Annotated in this window: 11 protein-coding genes and 1 rRNA gene; 10 read left to right on the forward strand and 2 right to left on the reverse strand. The window is 34.4% G+C overall.

The genetic code is table 11. The features are described from left to right. Positions 1-70 precede the first annotated feature (70 nt). From EZ428_RS17680 to EZ428_RS17725, 10 genes are all read left to right on the forward strand, one after another. Complete coding sequence (locus tag EZ428_RS17680) at positions 71-3,088, forward strand: tetratricopeptide repeat protein (RefSeq protein WP_131554515.1); 3,018 nt, start codon at positions 71-73, stop codon at positions 3,086-3,088. Between the two features lie 9 nt (positions 3,089-3,097). Beyond that, complete coding sequence (locus EZ428_RS17685; protein WP_131554516.1) at positions 3,098-4,795, forward strand: TonB-dependent receptor; 1,698 nt, start codon at positions 3,098-3,100, stop codon at positions 4,793-4,795. A 54-nt stretch (positions 4,796-4,849) separates the two neighbouring features. Further along, a complete protein-coding gene (locus tag EZ428_RS17690; RefSeq protein WP_131554517.1) occupies positions 4,850-6,094 on the forward strand; it encodes an SPOR domain-containing protein in 1,245 nt (414 codons plus the stop codon). Between the two features lie 2 nt (positions 6,095-6,096). Next, positions 6,097-6,807: a MotA/TolQ/ExbB proton channel family protein gene (locus tag EZ428_RS17695; RefSeq protein ID WP_131554518.1), complete on the forward strand. Its 711-nt coding sequence runs from the start codon at positions 6,097-6,099 to the stop codon at positions 6,805-6,807. Next, positions 6,807-7,208 carry an ExbD/TolR family protein gene (locus EZ428_RS17700; protein ID WP_131554519.1) on the forward strand — a complete coding sequence of 134 codons (402 nt, stop codon included), beginning with the start codon at positions 6,807-6,809 and terminating at the stop codon, positions 7,206-7,208. Before EZ428_RS17695 ends, EZ428_RS17700 begins: the two co-directional genes overlap by 1 nt. Further along, positions 7,208-8,023 carry an energy transducer TonB gene (locus tag EZ428_RS17705; RefSeq protein ID WP_131554520.1) on the forward strand — a complete coding sequence of 272 codons (816 nt, stop codon included), beginning with the start codon at positions 7,208-7,210 and terminating at the stop codon, positions 8,021-8,023. The genes EZ428_RS17700 and EZ428_RS17705 overlap by 1 nt, the downstream gene beginning before the upstream one ends. Before the next feature lie 12 nt (positions 8,024-8,035). Beyond that, positions 8,036-8,827: a hypothetical protein gene (locus tag EZ428_RS17710; protein WP_131554521.1), complete on the forward strand. Its 792-nt coding sequence runs from the start codon at positions 8,036-8,038 to the stop codon at positions 8,825-8,827. Between the two features lie 94 nt (positions 8,828-8,921). Then, complete coding sequence (locus tag EZ428_RS17715) at positions 8,922-10,208, forward strand: bifunctional folylpolyglutamate synthase/dihydrofolate synthase (RefSeq protein ID WP_225871085.1); 1,287 nt, start codon at positions 8,922-8,924, stop codon at positions 10,206-10,208. Between the two features lie 56 nt (positions 10,209-10,264). After that, a complete protein-coding gene (gene pafA, locus EZ428_RS17720; protein ID WP_131554522.1) occupies positions 10,265-11,920 on the forward strand; it encodes an alkaline phosphatase PafA in 1,656 nt (551 codons plus the stop codon). Between the two features lie 254 nt (positions 11,921-12,174). Next, positions 12,175-15,540, forward strand: a complete 3,366-nt coding sequence (locus EZ428_RS17725) for a methylmalonyl-CoA mutase family protein (RefSeq protein ID WP_131554523.1) — start codon at positions 12,175-12,177, stop codon at positions 15,538-15,540. 59 nt (positions 15,541-15,599) lie between these two features. Here EZ428_RS17725 and EZ428_RS17730 read toward each other — a convergent pair whose 3' ends face one another. Continuing rightward, positions 15,600-16,580, reverse strand: coding sequence for an acyl-ACP desaturase (locus tag EZ428_RS17730; RefSeq protein WP_131554524.1), 981 nt, complete (start codon positions 16,578-16,580; stop codon positions 15,600-15,602). Between the two features lie 245 nt (positions 16,581-16,825). Then, a 5S ribosomal RNA gene (gene rrf / locus EZ428_RS17735) occupies positions 16,826-16,937 on the reverse strand. Between the last annotated feature and the right edge of the window lie 136 nt (positions 16,938-17,073).

Raw genomic sequence — 17,073 nt, forward strand, 5'->3', positions numbered from 1 at the left:
AGATGTTAATTACTTATGTTGATAAGCTTTGATACTATTTATAATTTAGTACCAACCATATTTGAAACCTATGCAGAAGAAATTTCTATTAGTTCCCCTCTTTTTAGTCGGCGGTATTACCGCCAGTTTTGCCCAGATAACTCCACTAATCACCCTTAATAAAAACTACCAAACCGGCCTAGAATTACTCCAGAACGAGAAATACGTTGCGGCTGCACAACAGTTTAAAATGGTTGAGCAAGTTAGAAGCAAAGCAAGTACTCAAAAAGAAAGCAATGCAGAATTATCTTTACTAAAAGAAAATGCAAAGTTTTATGCTGCTGTTTGCGCTTTAGAGTTAGGGAATGAAGATGCAGAATCTTTGTTTCTAGAATTTATTAGAGAATACCCTTTAAATCCGAATACCAAGCTTGCTTACTTTCACGTAGGTAAATCTTATTTCGCTCAAAAGAATTATACAAAAGCTTTAGAATGGTTTGAAAAAACTGAACCAAGTTCTCTTTCACAAAAGCAAAGAGTAGAATATCAATTTAAACAAGGTTATGCTTATTTCGAGTTGAAAAATTTTGAAAAAGCAGAGCCTCTTTTTGAAGCGGTTAAAAAAGAAGATTCGCCCTTTAAAGAAAGTGCGACTTATTATTTTGCTTACATCAACTACCTTAACAAAGAATATAAAACTGCTTTAACCAATTTCGAGAAATTGAAAGGCTCTCCTACCTATGAGGCGAGTTATCCTTACTACATTACTTCAATGTATTATTTGGATGAGCGTTATGATGACGTGATTGATTATGCACTTCCGGCAATGGCAAAAACAAAACAACAGTTTGAGCCAGAAATGTTAAGCTTGGTTGCGGCTTCTTATTTTGCAAAGTCAGAATTTAAAAATTCAGAAAAGTATTTTGCAGAATTTTATTCAAAAGATAAAAACAATACCAAAAACAATCTTTTTATTTACCAGTATGGGTACTCGCTATTTCAAAATGGGAAGTTTAAAGAGTCTATTCCCGTTCTAGAAAAACTAACTACCGATGATATTTACCTACAAAATGGCATGTACACCTTGGGTAAATCTGCTTTGAAATTAAATAACAAGGAAAAAGCTCGCAGTGCGTTTTTTAGAGCATCTAGGTTAAATTTTGATAAAGTAATACAAGAAGAAGCTTGGTTAAGTTATGCTAGATTAAGTTATGAGTTAGAATTTAATTCTCAAGCGTTAGAGTCAATCCAAACTTTTATCAAGCAATTCCCAAGTTCTAAAAAAATAAACGAAGCCAGGGTTTTACAAGGTGAAATTTTATTAACAAGCAAAAACTATCAAACAGCTATAGATATTTTAGAGCCTTTACAAAACAAAACGCCTGAAGCAAAAGAAGCTTATCAAAAAGCAACCTACTTTAGAGGCTTAGAGTTTTACAACGAAAGGGCTTTCCCTAATGCTTTATCTATGTTTTTACGTTCTGGCAATTTCCCAGAGGATAAAGAAATACATGCTTTAGGTATTTATTGGATGGCAGAATCGATGTATGAATTAAGAAAGTTTGGCGAAGCTGTTAAAACTTTTGAAAAGTTTTTAGCAATGCCGGCCGCTCAAAAAACAGATGTTTACAACTTTGCTAATTATGCTTTAGGATACGCTGCCTTTGAAGATGAAAAATATACTAAAGCTGCCAATTACTTCGAAAAGTTTTTAAATGGCGATGATAAAGATGCCAAAACTGTTACAGATGCAACCATTCGTTTAGCCGATTCTTATTTTGTTAACAAGAACTATGGTGATGCAATGGTAAACTATAACAAAATCATCAATGGTAAATTAACTGGAGAAGATTACGCTTTGTTTCAACGTGGAATGATACAAGGTTTGCAAAAACAAGACGATGCTAAAATTACTACCATGCAAAGCTTGTTACGCCAATTCCCTAGTTCAAACTATGCTGATGATGCTGGTTTTGAAACTGCTTATACTTATTTTAATAAAGGAGATTTTGATAAATCTAAATCTGACTTGGTTGATTTAGTAGCTAAATACCCACGTAGTAGTTATGTGCCTCGTGCTTTAGTAACCATTGGTTTAGTACAATATAACCAAGACCAAGATGATGCAGCTTTAGAATCATTTAAAAAAGTGATTAGAGATTATGCAAGTTCAGTTGAAGCTAAACAAGCGCTAGAATCAATCAAAAACATTTATGTTGATAGAGGCGATGCAAATGGTTTTATAGCTTATGCAGCTACAACCCCACTTGGAAATTACTCGATGAGCGAACAAGATAACATCGTTTTCCAAGCAGCAAATAATAGATATTTAAAAGGAGATGCCCAAGGTGCTTATGAGGCTGTGAATGCATATTTTGAAAAATTTCCAAAAGCAATTCACGATAAAGAGGCAAAATTTATTAGGGCTGAATCATTAGTGAAATTAAATCGCTCTGCAGAAGCAATCCCAGATTATGATTATATTCTTAATGATTGGACAAGCGATTACACAGAGCGTTCATTAATGAGTGTTTCTAAGGTTTTAATGGACGAGAAGAAATATAATGAAGCTATCGTTTACTTAAAAAGACTGGAAACCACAGCAGATTATAAAGTACATTATACTTATGCCATCAATAACTTATTAAAAGCTTACAATGCATTGGGTATGGCTGATGACATGATGAAATATGCAGATTTAATCAAAAACTCTGATAAGGCATCGGAAGAAGAAAAGAATAGTTCAGATTTATTTATTGGTAAGGCTTATTTAGTAAAAGCCGATACTGTTCAAGCAATCAAATCATTCAACAACGTAATAGCTAAAACAAAAACCTTAGCTGCTGCTGAAGCGAAATATAACATTGCGGCGATTCAATATGCCAAAGGCGATTATAAAAATTCTCAAAAAACTTGTTTTGACTTGATAAACAATATGCCATCTTATGATTATTGGGTAGCGAAATCGTTTATCCTATTATCAGATAATTACTTAGCGCTAAAAGATAAATTACAGGCAAAAAGCACTTTATTAAGTATTATAGACAATTATGAAGGTAAGGATGACATCGTGCCAACTGCAAAGGAGAAATTAGCTAAAATTAACTAGACATTGAAGATGAGATTACATAAAACGATATATACTACTCTATTTTTACTTACTGCTGGTTCATTTGCAACAAAGGCGCAAGATGTTAAACCACCAGAGAAAACGGTTACAGAAGAAATTGAAGTAATTAGACCTTACAAACCCGTTTTGGCTGATGCTGTTAAATTGAGAAGAAGTCCAGACTTAAATAACGTAGCCACTTACAAAGCAAAATTCAACTATATTTTAACCGATAGGAAACTAGAGTTAAACTCTGATATTCAAAAACTACAGGCTCAGCAATTAGCTGATGAACGTGCTGCTGAACTAATTAATAACTATGTAAAAGGCGGCCTTGGCTCTTTAGGCACTTTTCTTGCCGAAGCTTATGTAGGCACAGGAAAAGATGAAGCATTGCAAGCTGGTGCATTTTTTAGGCATTTTGGTCAAGAAGGAAAACTAAATAAGCAAAACGAGAATACTCAACAGTTAAGTGCATTTGGACGTAGCATTGGAGAGAAAACCACATTAAATGGCCGTGTCAACTTTGAAAGACACGGATTATATTTTTATGGCATTGATGAAGCAAATCCAACTTTAAATCCTAATCCAGAGAAACAAGCCATCAACTTCTTTGAGTTAGAGGGTGAAGCCATCAATAAATTTACCAACGACGAAAATGCATTAAGTTACGCTGCAAAGGTTAATGCTTACCTTTTGAATGATAAATTTTCTGCCAAGGAAAATGCCATTACCTTAACAGGATATTTAAACAAAAGGATTAGCAAATTTAATTTGGGTCTTGCTGCTGCTGCTGAGTTGGGTAGTACAAAAGATGTAAATACCAGTGTTTCAAATAATTTATTACGATTAAATCCTTACATCAAATTACAAGCGAATGGTGTGAAAATTACTGCCGGAATTAATTTCGTTCAAGAGTTTGGAGAATTTTCTAGCACAAGAATTTTCCCTTCAGTAACTGCCGATTTCACCTTAATTCCAGATTTTCTACAAATCTTTGGAGAGGTTAAAGGTGATGTTAATCGCAATAGCTTAAAAAACTTTACGGATGAAAATCCATTCCTAAATGGAAATATTGCCATTCAAAACACTGTAGAAAAAATGAGCATTAGTGGTGGTATTAAAGGCACAGGTGGTCCGGGTTTTGGTTACAAAGCAAGATTTTATAGCAAAAGGATTACAGATATGCCTTTATTCGTAAACAACTTTACCAGCTTTAATAAATTCGATGTGATTTATGATTTCGGAACAATGAAATTATTAGGCTTAGAAGGAGAAATTTCTGTTCAGGTAAGCGATAATTTAAAATGGACTGGTAAAATAAACCTTGAAGATTACAAACCAGCAGTAGAGAAACAAAGCTATTATAAACCTCAACTACGTATAGGCTCTAATTTCTCATATACCTACAACAAGAAATTGAGCTTCAATGCAAATGTGGCAATCCAAGATGATAGTGACGCTAAAGTTTACGTTTCAGAGCCACAAGTATTAGGTAAATATCCACCTGTTCCAGATTATTCAAAAGAAACTGTTGTTACTGTAAAAGGTTTTGTAGACTTAGGCATTGGTGCAGATTATAAAATCAACAACAAGTTTTCAGCTTTTGCCAAGGCAACAAACCTACTTAATACCAATTACAGTAAATACTTGTATTACCGTACAAATGGTTTCAGTATTTTTGGTGGATTAAGCTACTCATTTTAGGTCTTGAGCAATTAAATATTGGTTGATACCGAATTATAATTTATTTTTACCAGAATGGATATATTATTATACCTAACAGAGCTATTACAAACTCGCAAAACCGTAGGAATTGTGGGTTTGGGCACACTGTATAAGAAAAAATTACCTGGTAAATATGATGTAGAGCAACACGCTTTTATACCTCCTACTTATACGATAGCATTTACGAGGGCAATAAAAGAGGAAGAAGAATTAGCAAACTATATTAGCCATAAAAGGCATATAACTACAGACTCTGCTAATTATTATATTGGCGAGTTCGCAGAGCAGATTCAAACGCAACTTGCAGAAAATCAAGAAGCAGACTTAAATATTTTCGGAAAACTTAAATACGTTAATGACGAATTGGTTCTAGTTGGACAACAGGAAACTAATTTCGGATTCGAATTTTATGGTCTTCCTACTTTAACAGAAATTATACCCGAGGAAGAAAATACTGCAAATGAAACTGCAATCCCTGAAACTATTGAAACCGAGTATTTAGAAGAAATTGAAGAAGAAAACAAGTTAGAAGAAGAAAATCCTGGACAAGAAACTACAGATGAAATAGAAGAAAATGTATTGCTACATGATGAGCAAGAAACTTTTGAAGAAATAGCCGAGGTAGAAAATCGTCCGACTGAGGTTTTAGAAAACACCTTTATTAAACCACCTGTTATTGAAACTGTTGAGGCTGAAGAAAAAGAAGACCCAGAAGTAGTTATTGAAAATGAAATAGTAGGAGAAGAATACATTGAAGAGGAAGAGCCTAAAAAGGGAATGCCATTTTTAATTAAGGCACTAATTATCTTATTAGTAATCATTGCTGCTGGAGCTGTTGCTTATTTTATTAATCCAACCTTCTTTAATAAATACCTTAAAAACTTTGAAGGCAAGCAAGACAAAACTATACCAGTTGCCCCCATTGATTCGTTAAGCACTAAAACCGATTCTTTGTTAAAAGATAGTTTAACTAAAACAAATGCCATGGTTAACTTGGCTCCGGATACGCCTGCTATAGATAGTAGTAAGGTAACTGTGTATGAGATTTTAGTAAGTGCTGTAGCAACCGAAAAAAAAGCAAATAAGATCATTGCAAATCTTGCTAAAAATGGTGTTCCTGCAAAAAAGATTAAGCTTTCTAAGACTATGATCAACATTAGCGCTGGTTCATTTTTAAAAGAATCAGAGGCTAAAATACTTCGAGATAGTTTAAGAAAAAAATTAAAAAACGAAGGCATTTATATACAACCCGTTTTACCGAAAACACACAAAAACTAAATATGATTACATTGTTAATGGCGGCTGGAGACACAGCAAAAAATGTTTTAGATACCGCAAATAAGGTTGCTACAACTGCAGCACCAACTCAACCAGATTTACATTTTATAGATTTATTATTCAAAGGTGGATGGGTAATGCTTCCGTTAGCCTTATTGGCGTTTTTAGGTCTAGTTATCTTTATCGAACGTTATTTAACTATACGTAAATCATCAAAAGATGAATCTAACTTAATGTTTCAAATTAAGCAGAATATACATGATGGAAGGTTAGATAGTGCTATTGCCTTATGTAAAAACACAAAATCGCCTTTGGCAAGAATGCTAGAAAAAGGCTTAAAAAGAATAGGGAGACCAATTAAGGATATTGAAGGCGCAATTGAAAACACAGGGAAACTAGAAGTTTCTAAACTAGAAAAGAATATAGGCATTTTAGGTATTATTGCAGGTATTGCTCCAATGCTTGGTTTCGTGGGGACAATTATTGGGGTAATTACAATTTTCCACGATGTGTCTATTAAAGGAGAAATTGAAATTGGAACTATTTCTGGTGGTTTATACACTAAAATGATTACTTCAGCAACTGGTCTAATTATTGGTATAGTAGCTTATGTTTTATACCACATTTTAAATATGATGGTAGAAAAAATCATCCTTAAAATGGAAACAGATGCAATTGAGTTTATAGACTTATTAGAAGAACCAGGTAAATAATGAATTTACGCAAAAGAAAAAAAGGTGCCGTAGAGGTACATACCTCTGCGCTGAACGACATTATGTTCTTCCTGCTTTTGTTTTTTCTATTGGCTTCTGCTGTAGTAAATCCAAGGGTAGTTAAACTATTATTGCCTAAATCTGATAGCGGACAACAATCTACTGCTAAAAAAGCTGTTACGGTTAGCATAGACGAAAATTTAAATTATTTCGTTGATAAAAAACCAACTAATATTGAGCAATTACAACCAGTTATTGAGGCTTACCAAAAGATAGCTCCAGATTTAACCATAATTTTATACGTTGCTAAAAGTGTACCAGCCGAGAACATCATGAAAGCGTATGATGTTGCCAATAAATTAAAATTAAAGCTAGTTCTAGCTGTAGACCCTAAGAAATAATGACAACCACTGGCGAAGAAAATAATTATCCAAAAGCAATTGCAATTTCTGCAGTTTTGATGGGCTTATTTATTGCCCTTAGCTTTATTTGGGTTATTGGTGCGTTTCAACCAGAAGAACCGATTGGAATGGGTGGTATGGTGGTTAATTATGGCACTTCAGAAACTGGAATGGGTAGTGATTATACGAGTATAGAAGAACCTTCCATGGATCCGAATGCGAATAATAAACTACCAGATAAAGTTACACCAGAACAAAAAGTTACACCTACAACTTCATCTCAGGTTGATGCAAAAGACGTAATTACCCAAAATTCTGAAGATGCAGTTGCCATCAATACAAAAGCAACTAAAAGTACTAATGCGCCCACAAGTGCAACAGAAAGTAAACCAGCTCAACCAACCATCAATCCTAATGCACTTTATAAAGGAAATAAAAATAACGGAAAAGGTCAAGGAGATGGAACTGGTACTACACCTGGCAATCAAGGTAGTATAAATGGCGACCCATTAGCACCAAATTACGGCGAGGGTGGTTCTGGAAATGGAAATACGCCTATTCCGCTAAGCAAATTTAATAACCTAGTTACTCCAACAGATGATGGCCAGGAAACTGGAAAGATTGTAGTTAAGATTCGTGTAAATAGAAACGGACAGGTTATTTCAGCAACAGCTGGAGCAAAAGGGACAACTTTCTCTAATGATGCTTTATTCCGTAAATGCGAAAGAGCCGTAATGAATGCCACTTTAGATAGAATAGAAAATGGCCCAGAAGTTAGAACTGCTGTTGTTGTCTTTAATTTCAAAGTGAAGTAATTTATTTCCTTAATGAAATCTTTAATCACCTTCTGTTTTTTTTTGTGCATCTGTTGTGGTTGCCAAAAAAAAGAAAAGCAATTCCTATTACGATTAAGCTACTCTAAAGGAGATGTCTTTGACATTATATATCATAGCTATGCAATTGCGGATGATGATAAATACAAAGAGGTTTTAACAAATTCCGAAATTAAGATGAAATTCACAGTAGACTCCTTAATAGGAGATTCTGCTTATCTTTTTTCATCAAAAATTTTATATATAAAAATGCGAAACGTAGGGCGATTTGGAGAAATGATGTATCTATCTAGGGATAAAATTCATAGTAGAATGTCCAATGCAGAAAAAGAGCTACACTTAGACCTTGATCCTTTACTTGATTCTACTTTTACAATTATGATAAATAAGCAGGGCGAAATATTAAAGTCCTTTATGTATAAAAGTGGAAAACCTGCTGGTCTTCTAATTGATTATGAAAATTGCCAAATTCCGTTTCCAAAAGATTCAATTTCGATAGGTAAAGAATGGGAAAATGAAAGAATAATTCCCGTAACAACAGGAAAACGAAAATCAATATTCCATATCAACAGAGTACAAAATTCAAAAATAGAAATAGGTGTAGAGGGTTATTTAAATATATATCCTAAGTCCAATATTAAAAATAAATTTTCTGGCCTTTATGTGATTGATAGTGTAAATAATAAACTAAAATCTGCCGAATTATACACTGAAATTAATTTATTTTTAAAAGGAAAAGGAAAAAATACGCTAGTGATTAAATCCAGAAATGTTATAGATAAATAATTAGCAACTTCTATACTTAACATTATTTATTAAATGATTATTTAGCAGATGTTCTTATTTTCAAACTTTTCATAACACCGAAAATCCAACACCCGTGACTTACCAACAAACCTTAGATTTTCTTTATAGCAAATTGCCAATGTTTACCCGAGTTGGAGCAGTTGCATTAAAAAAAGATTTGCATAACACCATTGCAATGTGTGCAGCTTTAGATAATCCTCAAAATAAATTTAAAAGCATCCATATTGCAGGTACAAATGGAAAAGGTTCAACATCTCACATGTTAGCTGCTGTATTACAAAAAGCAGGTTACAAAACCGGATTATATACCTCCCCACATCTAAAAGATTTTAGAGAAAGAATTCGTATCAACGGAAAAATGGTTTCTAAATCATTTGTAAAAGATTTTGTAAAAACCCAAACTGAAATTGTTAATGAAATTGAGCCATCGTTTTTTGAAGTGACAGTTGCAATGGCATTTGATTATTTTGCGAAGGAGAAAGTTGATATAGCTGTGATAGAAGTTGGCTTGGGAGGTAGATTAGATTCAACAAACATCATTACACCAGAACTTTCTGTTATTACAAATATCAGTTTAGATCATACCAATATTTTAGGAAATACATTGCCTGAAATTGCATTTGAAAAAGCAGGAATAATTAAAAAGAATATCCCAGTTGTTATTGGAGAAAGACATTCAGAAACAGAAAACGTATTTATACAAAAGGCAGCTCAAGAAGATTCGCAAATCACCTTTGCAGAAGATAATTTACGTTTAGAAAACTTGCATCAAAAAAAACCTTTATTATCAATGGATATTTATCAAAGTAAAGGTTTAGTCTATAAAAATTTAGCACTTGATTTAACAGGCACTTATCAAAGTAAGAACATCGTAACAGTCATCCAATCCATCCTTAAATTAAAGGAATTAGGATTTAAAATTCCTGATAAGGCTATTTATTCTTCTTTAAATAAAGTAAAAAAACTAACTGGTTTACAAGGCAGATGGCAAACATTAAGTACAAATCCATTAATAATTTGCGATACTGGGCACAACAAGGCAGGTATTACAGAAGTAATTCAAAACATCAAAAATACTAACTTCGAAAAGCTTCATTTTGTAATCGGAATGGTAAAGGATAAAGATATCGATGGTGTTTTAGCAATTCTTCCAAAAAATGCAACCTATTATTTCTGCGAACCAGACTTAGAAAGAGCACTATCTGCAAAAGATTTAGCTGAAAAAGCATCTCATTTCATGCTGAAGGGAAAAGTATTTAATAATGTTAAAGCGGCACTAGAAACTGCAAAAAAAATGGCTAGCGCTAACGATTTAATTTTTGTTGGCGGAAGTACATTTGTGGTAGCAGAAATATTATAATAAATTCACTAACGCTTCATAATCAATTAGTATTTTTACTACACCAAATGCACATAATGAAATTTAAACACCTACTTTTTTTAATATTAGCTATAGTCTATGCTGATGTTAATGCCCAACAAAAATCAAAATCCACTACTAAAACCTATCCTACAAATATAGAAAGACCAAAACTTGTGGTAGGTTTGGTTATCGACCAAATGCGTTGGGATTATCTGTACAGATATTATTCTAGATATAGCAATGGTGGATTTAAACGTTTAATAAATGATGGTTTCTCTGTAGAAAATACCTTTATTCCATATACACCAACATACACAGCTTGTGGCCATACCTCAATTTATACTGGTTCAGTTCCTGCCATTAACGGCATTATTGGCAATAATTGGTACGACCCAGAATTAGGAAGAGATGTATATTGTGCAGAAGATAAAAGTGTAAAAACAGTGGGAAGCTCTTCAAGAGCCGGGGAAATGTCGCCAAAAAACATGCTTGTAACCACTATTACAGACGAACTTAGATTGGCAACGAATTTTAAAAGTAAAGTAATTGGCGTATCTATAAAAGATCGTGGTTCTATTTTACCAGCTGGGCATTCAGCAAATGCTGCATACTGGCTTGATGGAGCAAACTTTATCTCTAGCACTTATTATATGCAATCTCTACCAACTTGGGTAACAGATTACAATAGCAAAAAAGAAGCAAATAGATATTTTGCAAAAAACTGGAATACACTCTATCCTATTGAAACCTATACTCAAAGTACAACTGATAATAAACCTTATGAAGGTAAGTTTAGAGGAGAAGAAACCCCTACCTTCCCTCATCAGTTAACAGGGTATATCGACAAGAATTTCGAGATGATTAAAAGTACCCCTTATGGAAACACCATAACTTTTGATTTTTCAAAATTGATTATTCAAAATGAGAAAATGGGTCAAACAGGTAATACTGATTTTCTTGCAATCAGCTGCTCGTCTACAGATTATGTTGGCCATCAATTTGGTCCAAACTCAATTGAAGCAGAAGACACCTATTTACGTTTAGATAAGGATTTAGAAGATTTCTTTAATTATTTAGATAAAACAATTGGCAAAGGAAACTACCTACTGTTTTTATCTGCAGACCATGCAGTTGCTCATGTACCTAACTTTATGAAGGAAAATAAATTACCCTCAGGTACAGTTAGTAATTCCACTTTGCGCAAAGGATTGGATACCTTAATGAATACAAAATTCAATCTCTCAAAATCTGTAATTACGGTAACAAACAATCAAGTATATTTTGACCATAGCCTTATCGAAGATAAAAAAGTAGACTTCACCTTAGTTAAAAAAGCTGCAACAGAATACTTAAAGAAACAAAATGGTATTGCAGATGCCGTAGATTTAGAAATTTTAAATAATTCTACAATTCCAGAAGAAATAAGAAAGAGAATTACAAACGGTTACAACGCTCGTCGCAGTGGCGATGTTTATTTTATTTCTAAGCCTAACTGGTTCGATGGTGGCGCAACTGGTACCACTCACGGCTCTTGGTATCCTTATGATTCTCACATCCCTTTATTATTCATGGGCTGGAAAGTAAAGCCAGGTAAAACCAATCAAACGCATTACATGACAGATATTGCAGCTACTTTAGCCGCCATGCTTCATATTCAAATGCCAAGCGGAAGTGTTGGTTCGCCAATTACTGAAATTACACATCAATAAAATACTTCTTTTTTGAAAAGCAAAAGCAGGGCAACATTCAAAGTTAGTCCTGCTTTTGTTTATAGGCCCCATTCCGCTTCGCTACATTGTGGGCTAATCACTCAATCCCTGTCTGCCGTAGGTTGAAGGTTTATCAACAAAAACCTGTATAAGAAACTGCAGCTGCAATTAGCAAAACCGTATGTATCTATTAAGCTATTAACATTGTCAATCCTTAGTTTTTGTTACCTTTGTACACCAAATACAAAACCTAAATGGAACAAGTTCAAGTCTACAAGCCCAAAAATAAAATCCGTTTCGTTACTGCAGCAGCATTATTTGATGGCCATGATGCTACCATAAATATCATGCGTAGAATCTTACAATCTTCTGGTGCCGAAGTAATACATTTAGGTCACAATCGCTCGGTAGAAGAAGTTGTAAATTGTGCCATTCAAGAAGATGTGCAGGGTATTGCCATGACATCTTATCAAGGCGGTCATATCGAATATTTTAAATACATGTATGATTTGCTTCAAGAAAGAGGTGCAAATCATATCAAAATATTTGGTGGTGGTGGTGGTGTTATACTTCCTTCAGAAATTGAAGAACTACAAACTTATGGCATTACAAAGATTTATTCTCCTGATGATGGTCGTAAAATGGGCTTGCAGGGAATGATAAATAATATGCTGGAGGAAACAGATTTTATCACTACCGAAAAAATAACTACAGAACTAGAGAATATTCCAAATAAAGAGGTTAAAAGCATTGCATCAGCAATTACTGTTGCAGAAAATGACCCAGAAGGTGCTCAGCAATTCGTTAATGAACTAAAAAAGTTAACACTTAAAAATCAAGCTCCAGTTTTAGGTATCACAGGAACCGGTGGTTCTGGTAAATCATCATTGGTAGATGAATTAGTTAGGCGATTTTTAATTGAAGTAAAAGATAAAACATTAGCCATCATCTCTGTAGATCCTTCCAAAAGGAAAACAGGTGGTGCGCTGTTAGGCGATAGAATTAGAATGAACGCCATCAATAACCCAAGGGTTTATATGCGCTCATTAGCAACTCGCCAAGCCAACTTGGCTCTTTCAAAAAATGTTCAAGAAAGCATAGATATCTGCAAAGCAGCAGGGTACGATTTAATCATTGTTGAAACTTCCGGAATCGGGCAATCTGATACAGAAATCACAGAGCATTGTGATGTTTCTCTTTATGTAATGACACCAGAGTTTGGTGCTGCAACTCAATTAGAAAAAATCGATATGCTTGATTTTGCTGACCTTGTTGCCATCAATAAATTCGACAAACGTGGCGCTTTAGATGCTTTACGTGATGTAAGAAAACAATATAAGCGTAATCACAATATTTTTGATGCCAAGGATGAAGACATTCCTGTTTTTGGAACAATGGCATCACAATTTAACGACCCTGGAATGAATAATTTATTTGTTTCATTACTTAATGAAATTAAAGAAAAAACAGGAGTTGATTTTAAATCAGCAATGCTGACTACTATTAATCAATCAGAGAAAATTTATATTATTCCACCTGATAGGATTAGGTATTTATCGGAAATTGCTGAAGCAAGTGAAACTTATAACGAATGGGTAGATAAGCAATGTAAAATAGCTAGAAAACTCTATCAGCTACAAGGTGTAATGGAATTTTCGGCTGATTTCGAAAATATAGGAGATGGTTTGAAACAAGCTTACACCTTTATTGAAGAGCAATTGGATGGAGAATGCAAACGCTTATTACGCCAATGGCCAACAACTAAAGCGAAATATAAGGAAGAGTTTTTTGTATATAAAGTTCGTGATAAAGAAATTAAACAACCATTATATTACGAATCACTTTCGAAACTTCAAATCCCAAAAATCTCATTACCTAGGTATGAAGATTGGGGAGATATACTCCGTTGGTTATTAACAGAAAACGTTCCTGGAGAATTCCCTTATGCTGCTGGTGTATTTCCCCTTAAGCGTGAAGGTGAAGACCCAACGCGTATGTTTGCTGGCGAAGGTGGTCCAGAACGAACTAATAAGCGTTTCCATTACGTGTCTTTAGGGCAACCTGCTCATCGTTTATCTACGGCTTTTGATTCCGTAACCTTATATGGCGAAGACCCTCACATTCGACCTGATATTTATGGCAAAATAGGCAACTCAGGAGTTAGCATTGCAACATTAGATGATGCTAAAAAACTCTACTCAGGTTTCGACTTATGTGCGTCATCAACTTCTGTTTCAATGACAATAAATGGCCCTGCACCAATGTTATTAGGCTTCTTTATGAATACCGCTATTGACCAGCAGTGCGAAAAGTACATTATTGAAAATCGACTACAAGAAGAGATTGAAAGTAAAATTAAAGACCTCTACAAGAAAAAAGGCATTGAACGTCCATTTTACCAAGGAGATTTACCACAAGGTAATAGTGGCCTAGGTTTAATGTTATTGGGCGTAACTGGTGATGAAGTTTTGCCTCGAGATGTTTATGCTAAAATTAGAACATATGCAATAAGTGCAGTTCGTGGTACTGTTCAAGCAGATATTTTGAAAGAAGACCAAGCACAAAATACTTGTATTTTCTCAACTGAATTCGCCTTAAGAATGATGGGCGATATTCAGAAGTATTTTATAGATGAAAAAGTAAGGAATTTTTATTCAGTATCAATTTCTGGTTATCATATAGCCGAAGCTGGAGCAAATCCGATATCTCAACTAGCATTTACCCTTAGTAATGGTTTTACATTTGTAGAATATTACTTAAGCAGAGGAATGAATATAGATGATTTCGCCCCAAATCTTTCATTTTTCTTCAGTAATGGTATTGATCCAGAATATGCTGTTATTGGTCGTGTAGCTCGGAGAATTTGGGCCAAAGCAATCAAAAATAAATACAAAGGGAATGACCGTTCTCAAAAGTTAAAATATCATATTCAAACTTCCGGACGATCGTTACATGCTCAAGAAATTGATTTCAATGATATAAGAACTACACTACAAGCATTGTATGCGATTTACGATAATTGTAATTCATTGCATACAAATGCCTATGACGAAGCGATAACAACGCCAACCGAGGAATCTGTACGCAGGGCGATGGCCATTCAATTAATCATTAACAGGGAATTAGGTTTAGCAAAAAATGAAAACCCATTACAAGGCGCTTTCATTATTGAAGATTTAACAGATTTAGTTGAGGAAGCTGTTTTACTCGAATTTAAACGAATTAATGACCGTGGCGGCGTTTTAGGAGCTATGGAAACCATGTATCAACGTGGAAAAATACAAGAAGAAAGCTTATACTACGAAACGTTAAAGCATAATGGTGAGTTTCCAATCGTTGGTGTAAATACATTCCTAAATAAAAATGGTTCACCTACAATTGTTCCTGGAGAAGTAATAAGAGCTACTGAGGAAGAGAAACAGTATCAAATCAAAGCTCTAAAGGCTTTTCAAAATAGAAATGAACAAAAAACTGAACAAGCGTTATTGAAGCTCCAAAAAACGGCAATTGCTGGAGATAATATCTTTGAGGAGTTAATGGAGGTTTGTAAAATTTGTTCTCTAGGACAAATTAGTAAAGCGCTTTATGAAGTTGGTGGACAATATAGAAGAAATATGTAAAGCTCATTAAAAGGAAAAGCCTCGAATATCGAAGCTTTTCCTTTAATAATATATATAAATTAAGAATGAATCCAACTAAATTTATAATCCATTGTTGGATTTTTCATTCTATCTGCTACACGTAATAAACGATCTGGAAGATTCATTACATAATCTCTTGCTTTTTCTCCAGCTTCATTTAATTCTTGCAAACTATCAATTTTCCACTCTTCAATTAGGGATTGCATGATCTCAACATAATCAACTGCTGTATAAACGCCTAATCTCTGTGCAGCATCCGTAAAGTGACCAAATGTTTGCCCAATTTTCATTCCCATTTCACGCAAAAAATGGGCAGGCATAACAATTTTCTTACGCATCATATCTTCAAAGGCAATCATGGCTTCACTAGGATCTACTTCAAATATCTTAGACATAAAATCTTTATAAGCCTTTGCATGACGAGCTTCATCAGATGCAATTACACCGCACATTTTAGAGAGCAATGTATCTCCATCTTTTTTCGCTAATGAAGCAACCCTTCTGTGTGAGATATTTGTAGCTAATTCTTGGAAACTTGTATAGACAAAATTGCGGTAGGGATCATGACCTGTACCAATATCAAATCCATCAGCAATTAAATACTGCGTAGAAATTTCCATTTGGCGCATATCAACGCGACCAGATAAATATAAATATTTATTCAGCAGATCACCATGACGATTTTCTTCACCAGTCCAATGACGATTCCATTTAACCCATCCGCTTTCTTCATCGCGTGAAATACCATCCATCATCATTAACCAAGATTCATATGTAGGTAGTGCCTCCTCTGTTATTGTATCGCCAATTAAAACAGCAACCAAATCATAAGAAAGGTCTTTTGCATTTTCCCTTAATATTTTTATATCCTGATAAAAAGAATCCTTAGTAGAGTCTGGCAAAAAATCAGATGGTTGCCAGTTGGTATCGATAGGTTTCAAATAGGTGGGCATCATTTTAAGCATATATTTTTCAATATGTATTAATACTTCCTTTCTTGATCCAAAATTGATTTTCATCGTTTTATATTTAAGGCACAAAGATAAGTATTCTGTCCCGCTTAGTATTAGTTTATTTGTAATTATAACAAAGATATTGGGGAAAAGTTCTTGTGTAGATTGTTCTTGTTTTTTGAAAATATGCTGTTTAGCAGCTTACGTATGGCTTATCATTAGCGTAGGTAAAGTGTTCCGTTTTATCCCCCTTGTCGTGCGCCCATAAAACAGAAATGCCCCGCCACTTTCGTGACGGGGCAATCTTTAGGATCTGGCACCGACCTACTCTCCCACATGTTACTGCAGTACCATCGGCTCTGGCGGGCTTAACTTCTCTGTTCGGAATGGGAAGAGGTGGACACCGCCGATATAGGCACCTGAATATCTTTAATGGGCGGACATGGTCCATTCCCAGAATGACATATTATTGAAAGAAGTCAATTTTGAAGAGCAAACAACGTGTTGCTCTTGAAAGCCTCGGGTTATTAGTATCACTCGACTGTGCTGTCGCCAGCTT

It is taken from the genome of Pedobacter frigiditerrae, from assembly GCF_004331645.1.
Classification (GTDB): Bacteria; Bacteroidota; Bacteroidia; order Sphingobacteriales; family Sphingobacteriaceae; genus Pedobacter; species Pedobacter frigiditerrae.

Excerpts from the sequence above, each read along its gene's own strand:
- EZ428_RS17695 (WP_131554518.1), top strand. The coding sequence starts at position 6,097 with ATGATTACATTGTTAATGGCGGCTGGAGACACAGCAAAAAATGTTTTA.
- EZ428_RS17730 (WP_131554524.1), bottom strand. The coding sequence starts at position 16,580 with ATGAAAATCAATTTTGGATCAAGAAAGGAAGTATTAATACATATTGAA.
- EZ428_RS17690 (WP_131554517.1), top strand. The coding sequence starts at position 4,850 with ATGGATATATTATTATACCTAACAGAGCTATTACAAACTCGCAAAACC.
- EZ428_RS17705 (WP_131554520.1), top strand. The coding sequence starts at position 7,208 with ATGACAACCACTGGCGAAGAAAATAATTATCCAAAAGCAATTGCAATT.
- EZ428_RS17725 (WP_131554523.1), top strand. The coding sequence starts at position 12,175 with ATGGAACAAGTTCAAGTCTACAAGCCCAAAAATAAAATCCGTTTCGTT.
- EZ428_RS17700 (WP_131554519.1), top strand. The coding sequence starts at position 6,807 with ATGAATTTACGCAAAAGAAAAAAAGGTGCCGTAGAGGTACATACCTCT.
- EZ428_RS17680 (WP_131554515.1), top strand. The coding sequence starts at position 71 with ATGCAGAAGAAATTTCTATTAGTTCCCCTCTTTTTAGTCGGCGGTATT.
- pafA (WP_131554522.1), top strand. The coding sequence starts at position 10,265 with ATGAAATTTAAACACCTACTTTTTTTAATATTAGCTATAGTCTATGCT.
- EZ428_RS17685 (WP_131554516.1), top strand. The coding sequence starts at position 3,098 with ATGAGATTACATAAAACGATATATACTACTCTATTTTTACTTACTGCT.
- EZ428_RS17710 (WP_131554521.1), top strand. The coding sequence starts at position 8,036 with ATGAAATCTTTAATCACCTTCTGTTTTTTTTTGTGCATCTGTTGTGGT.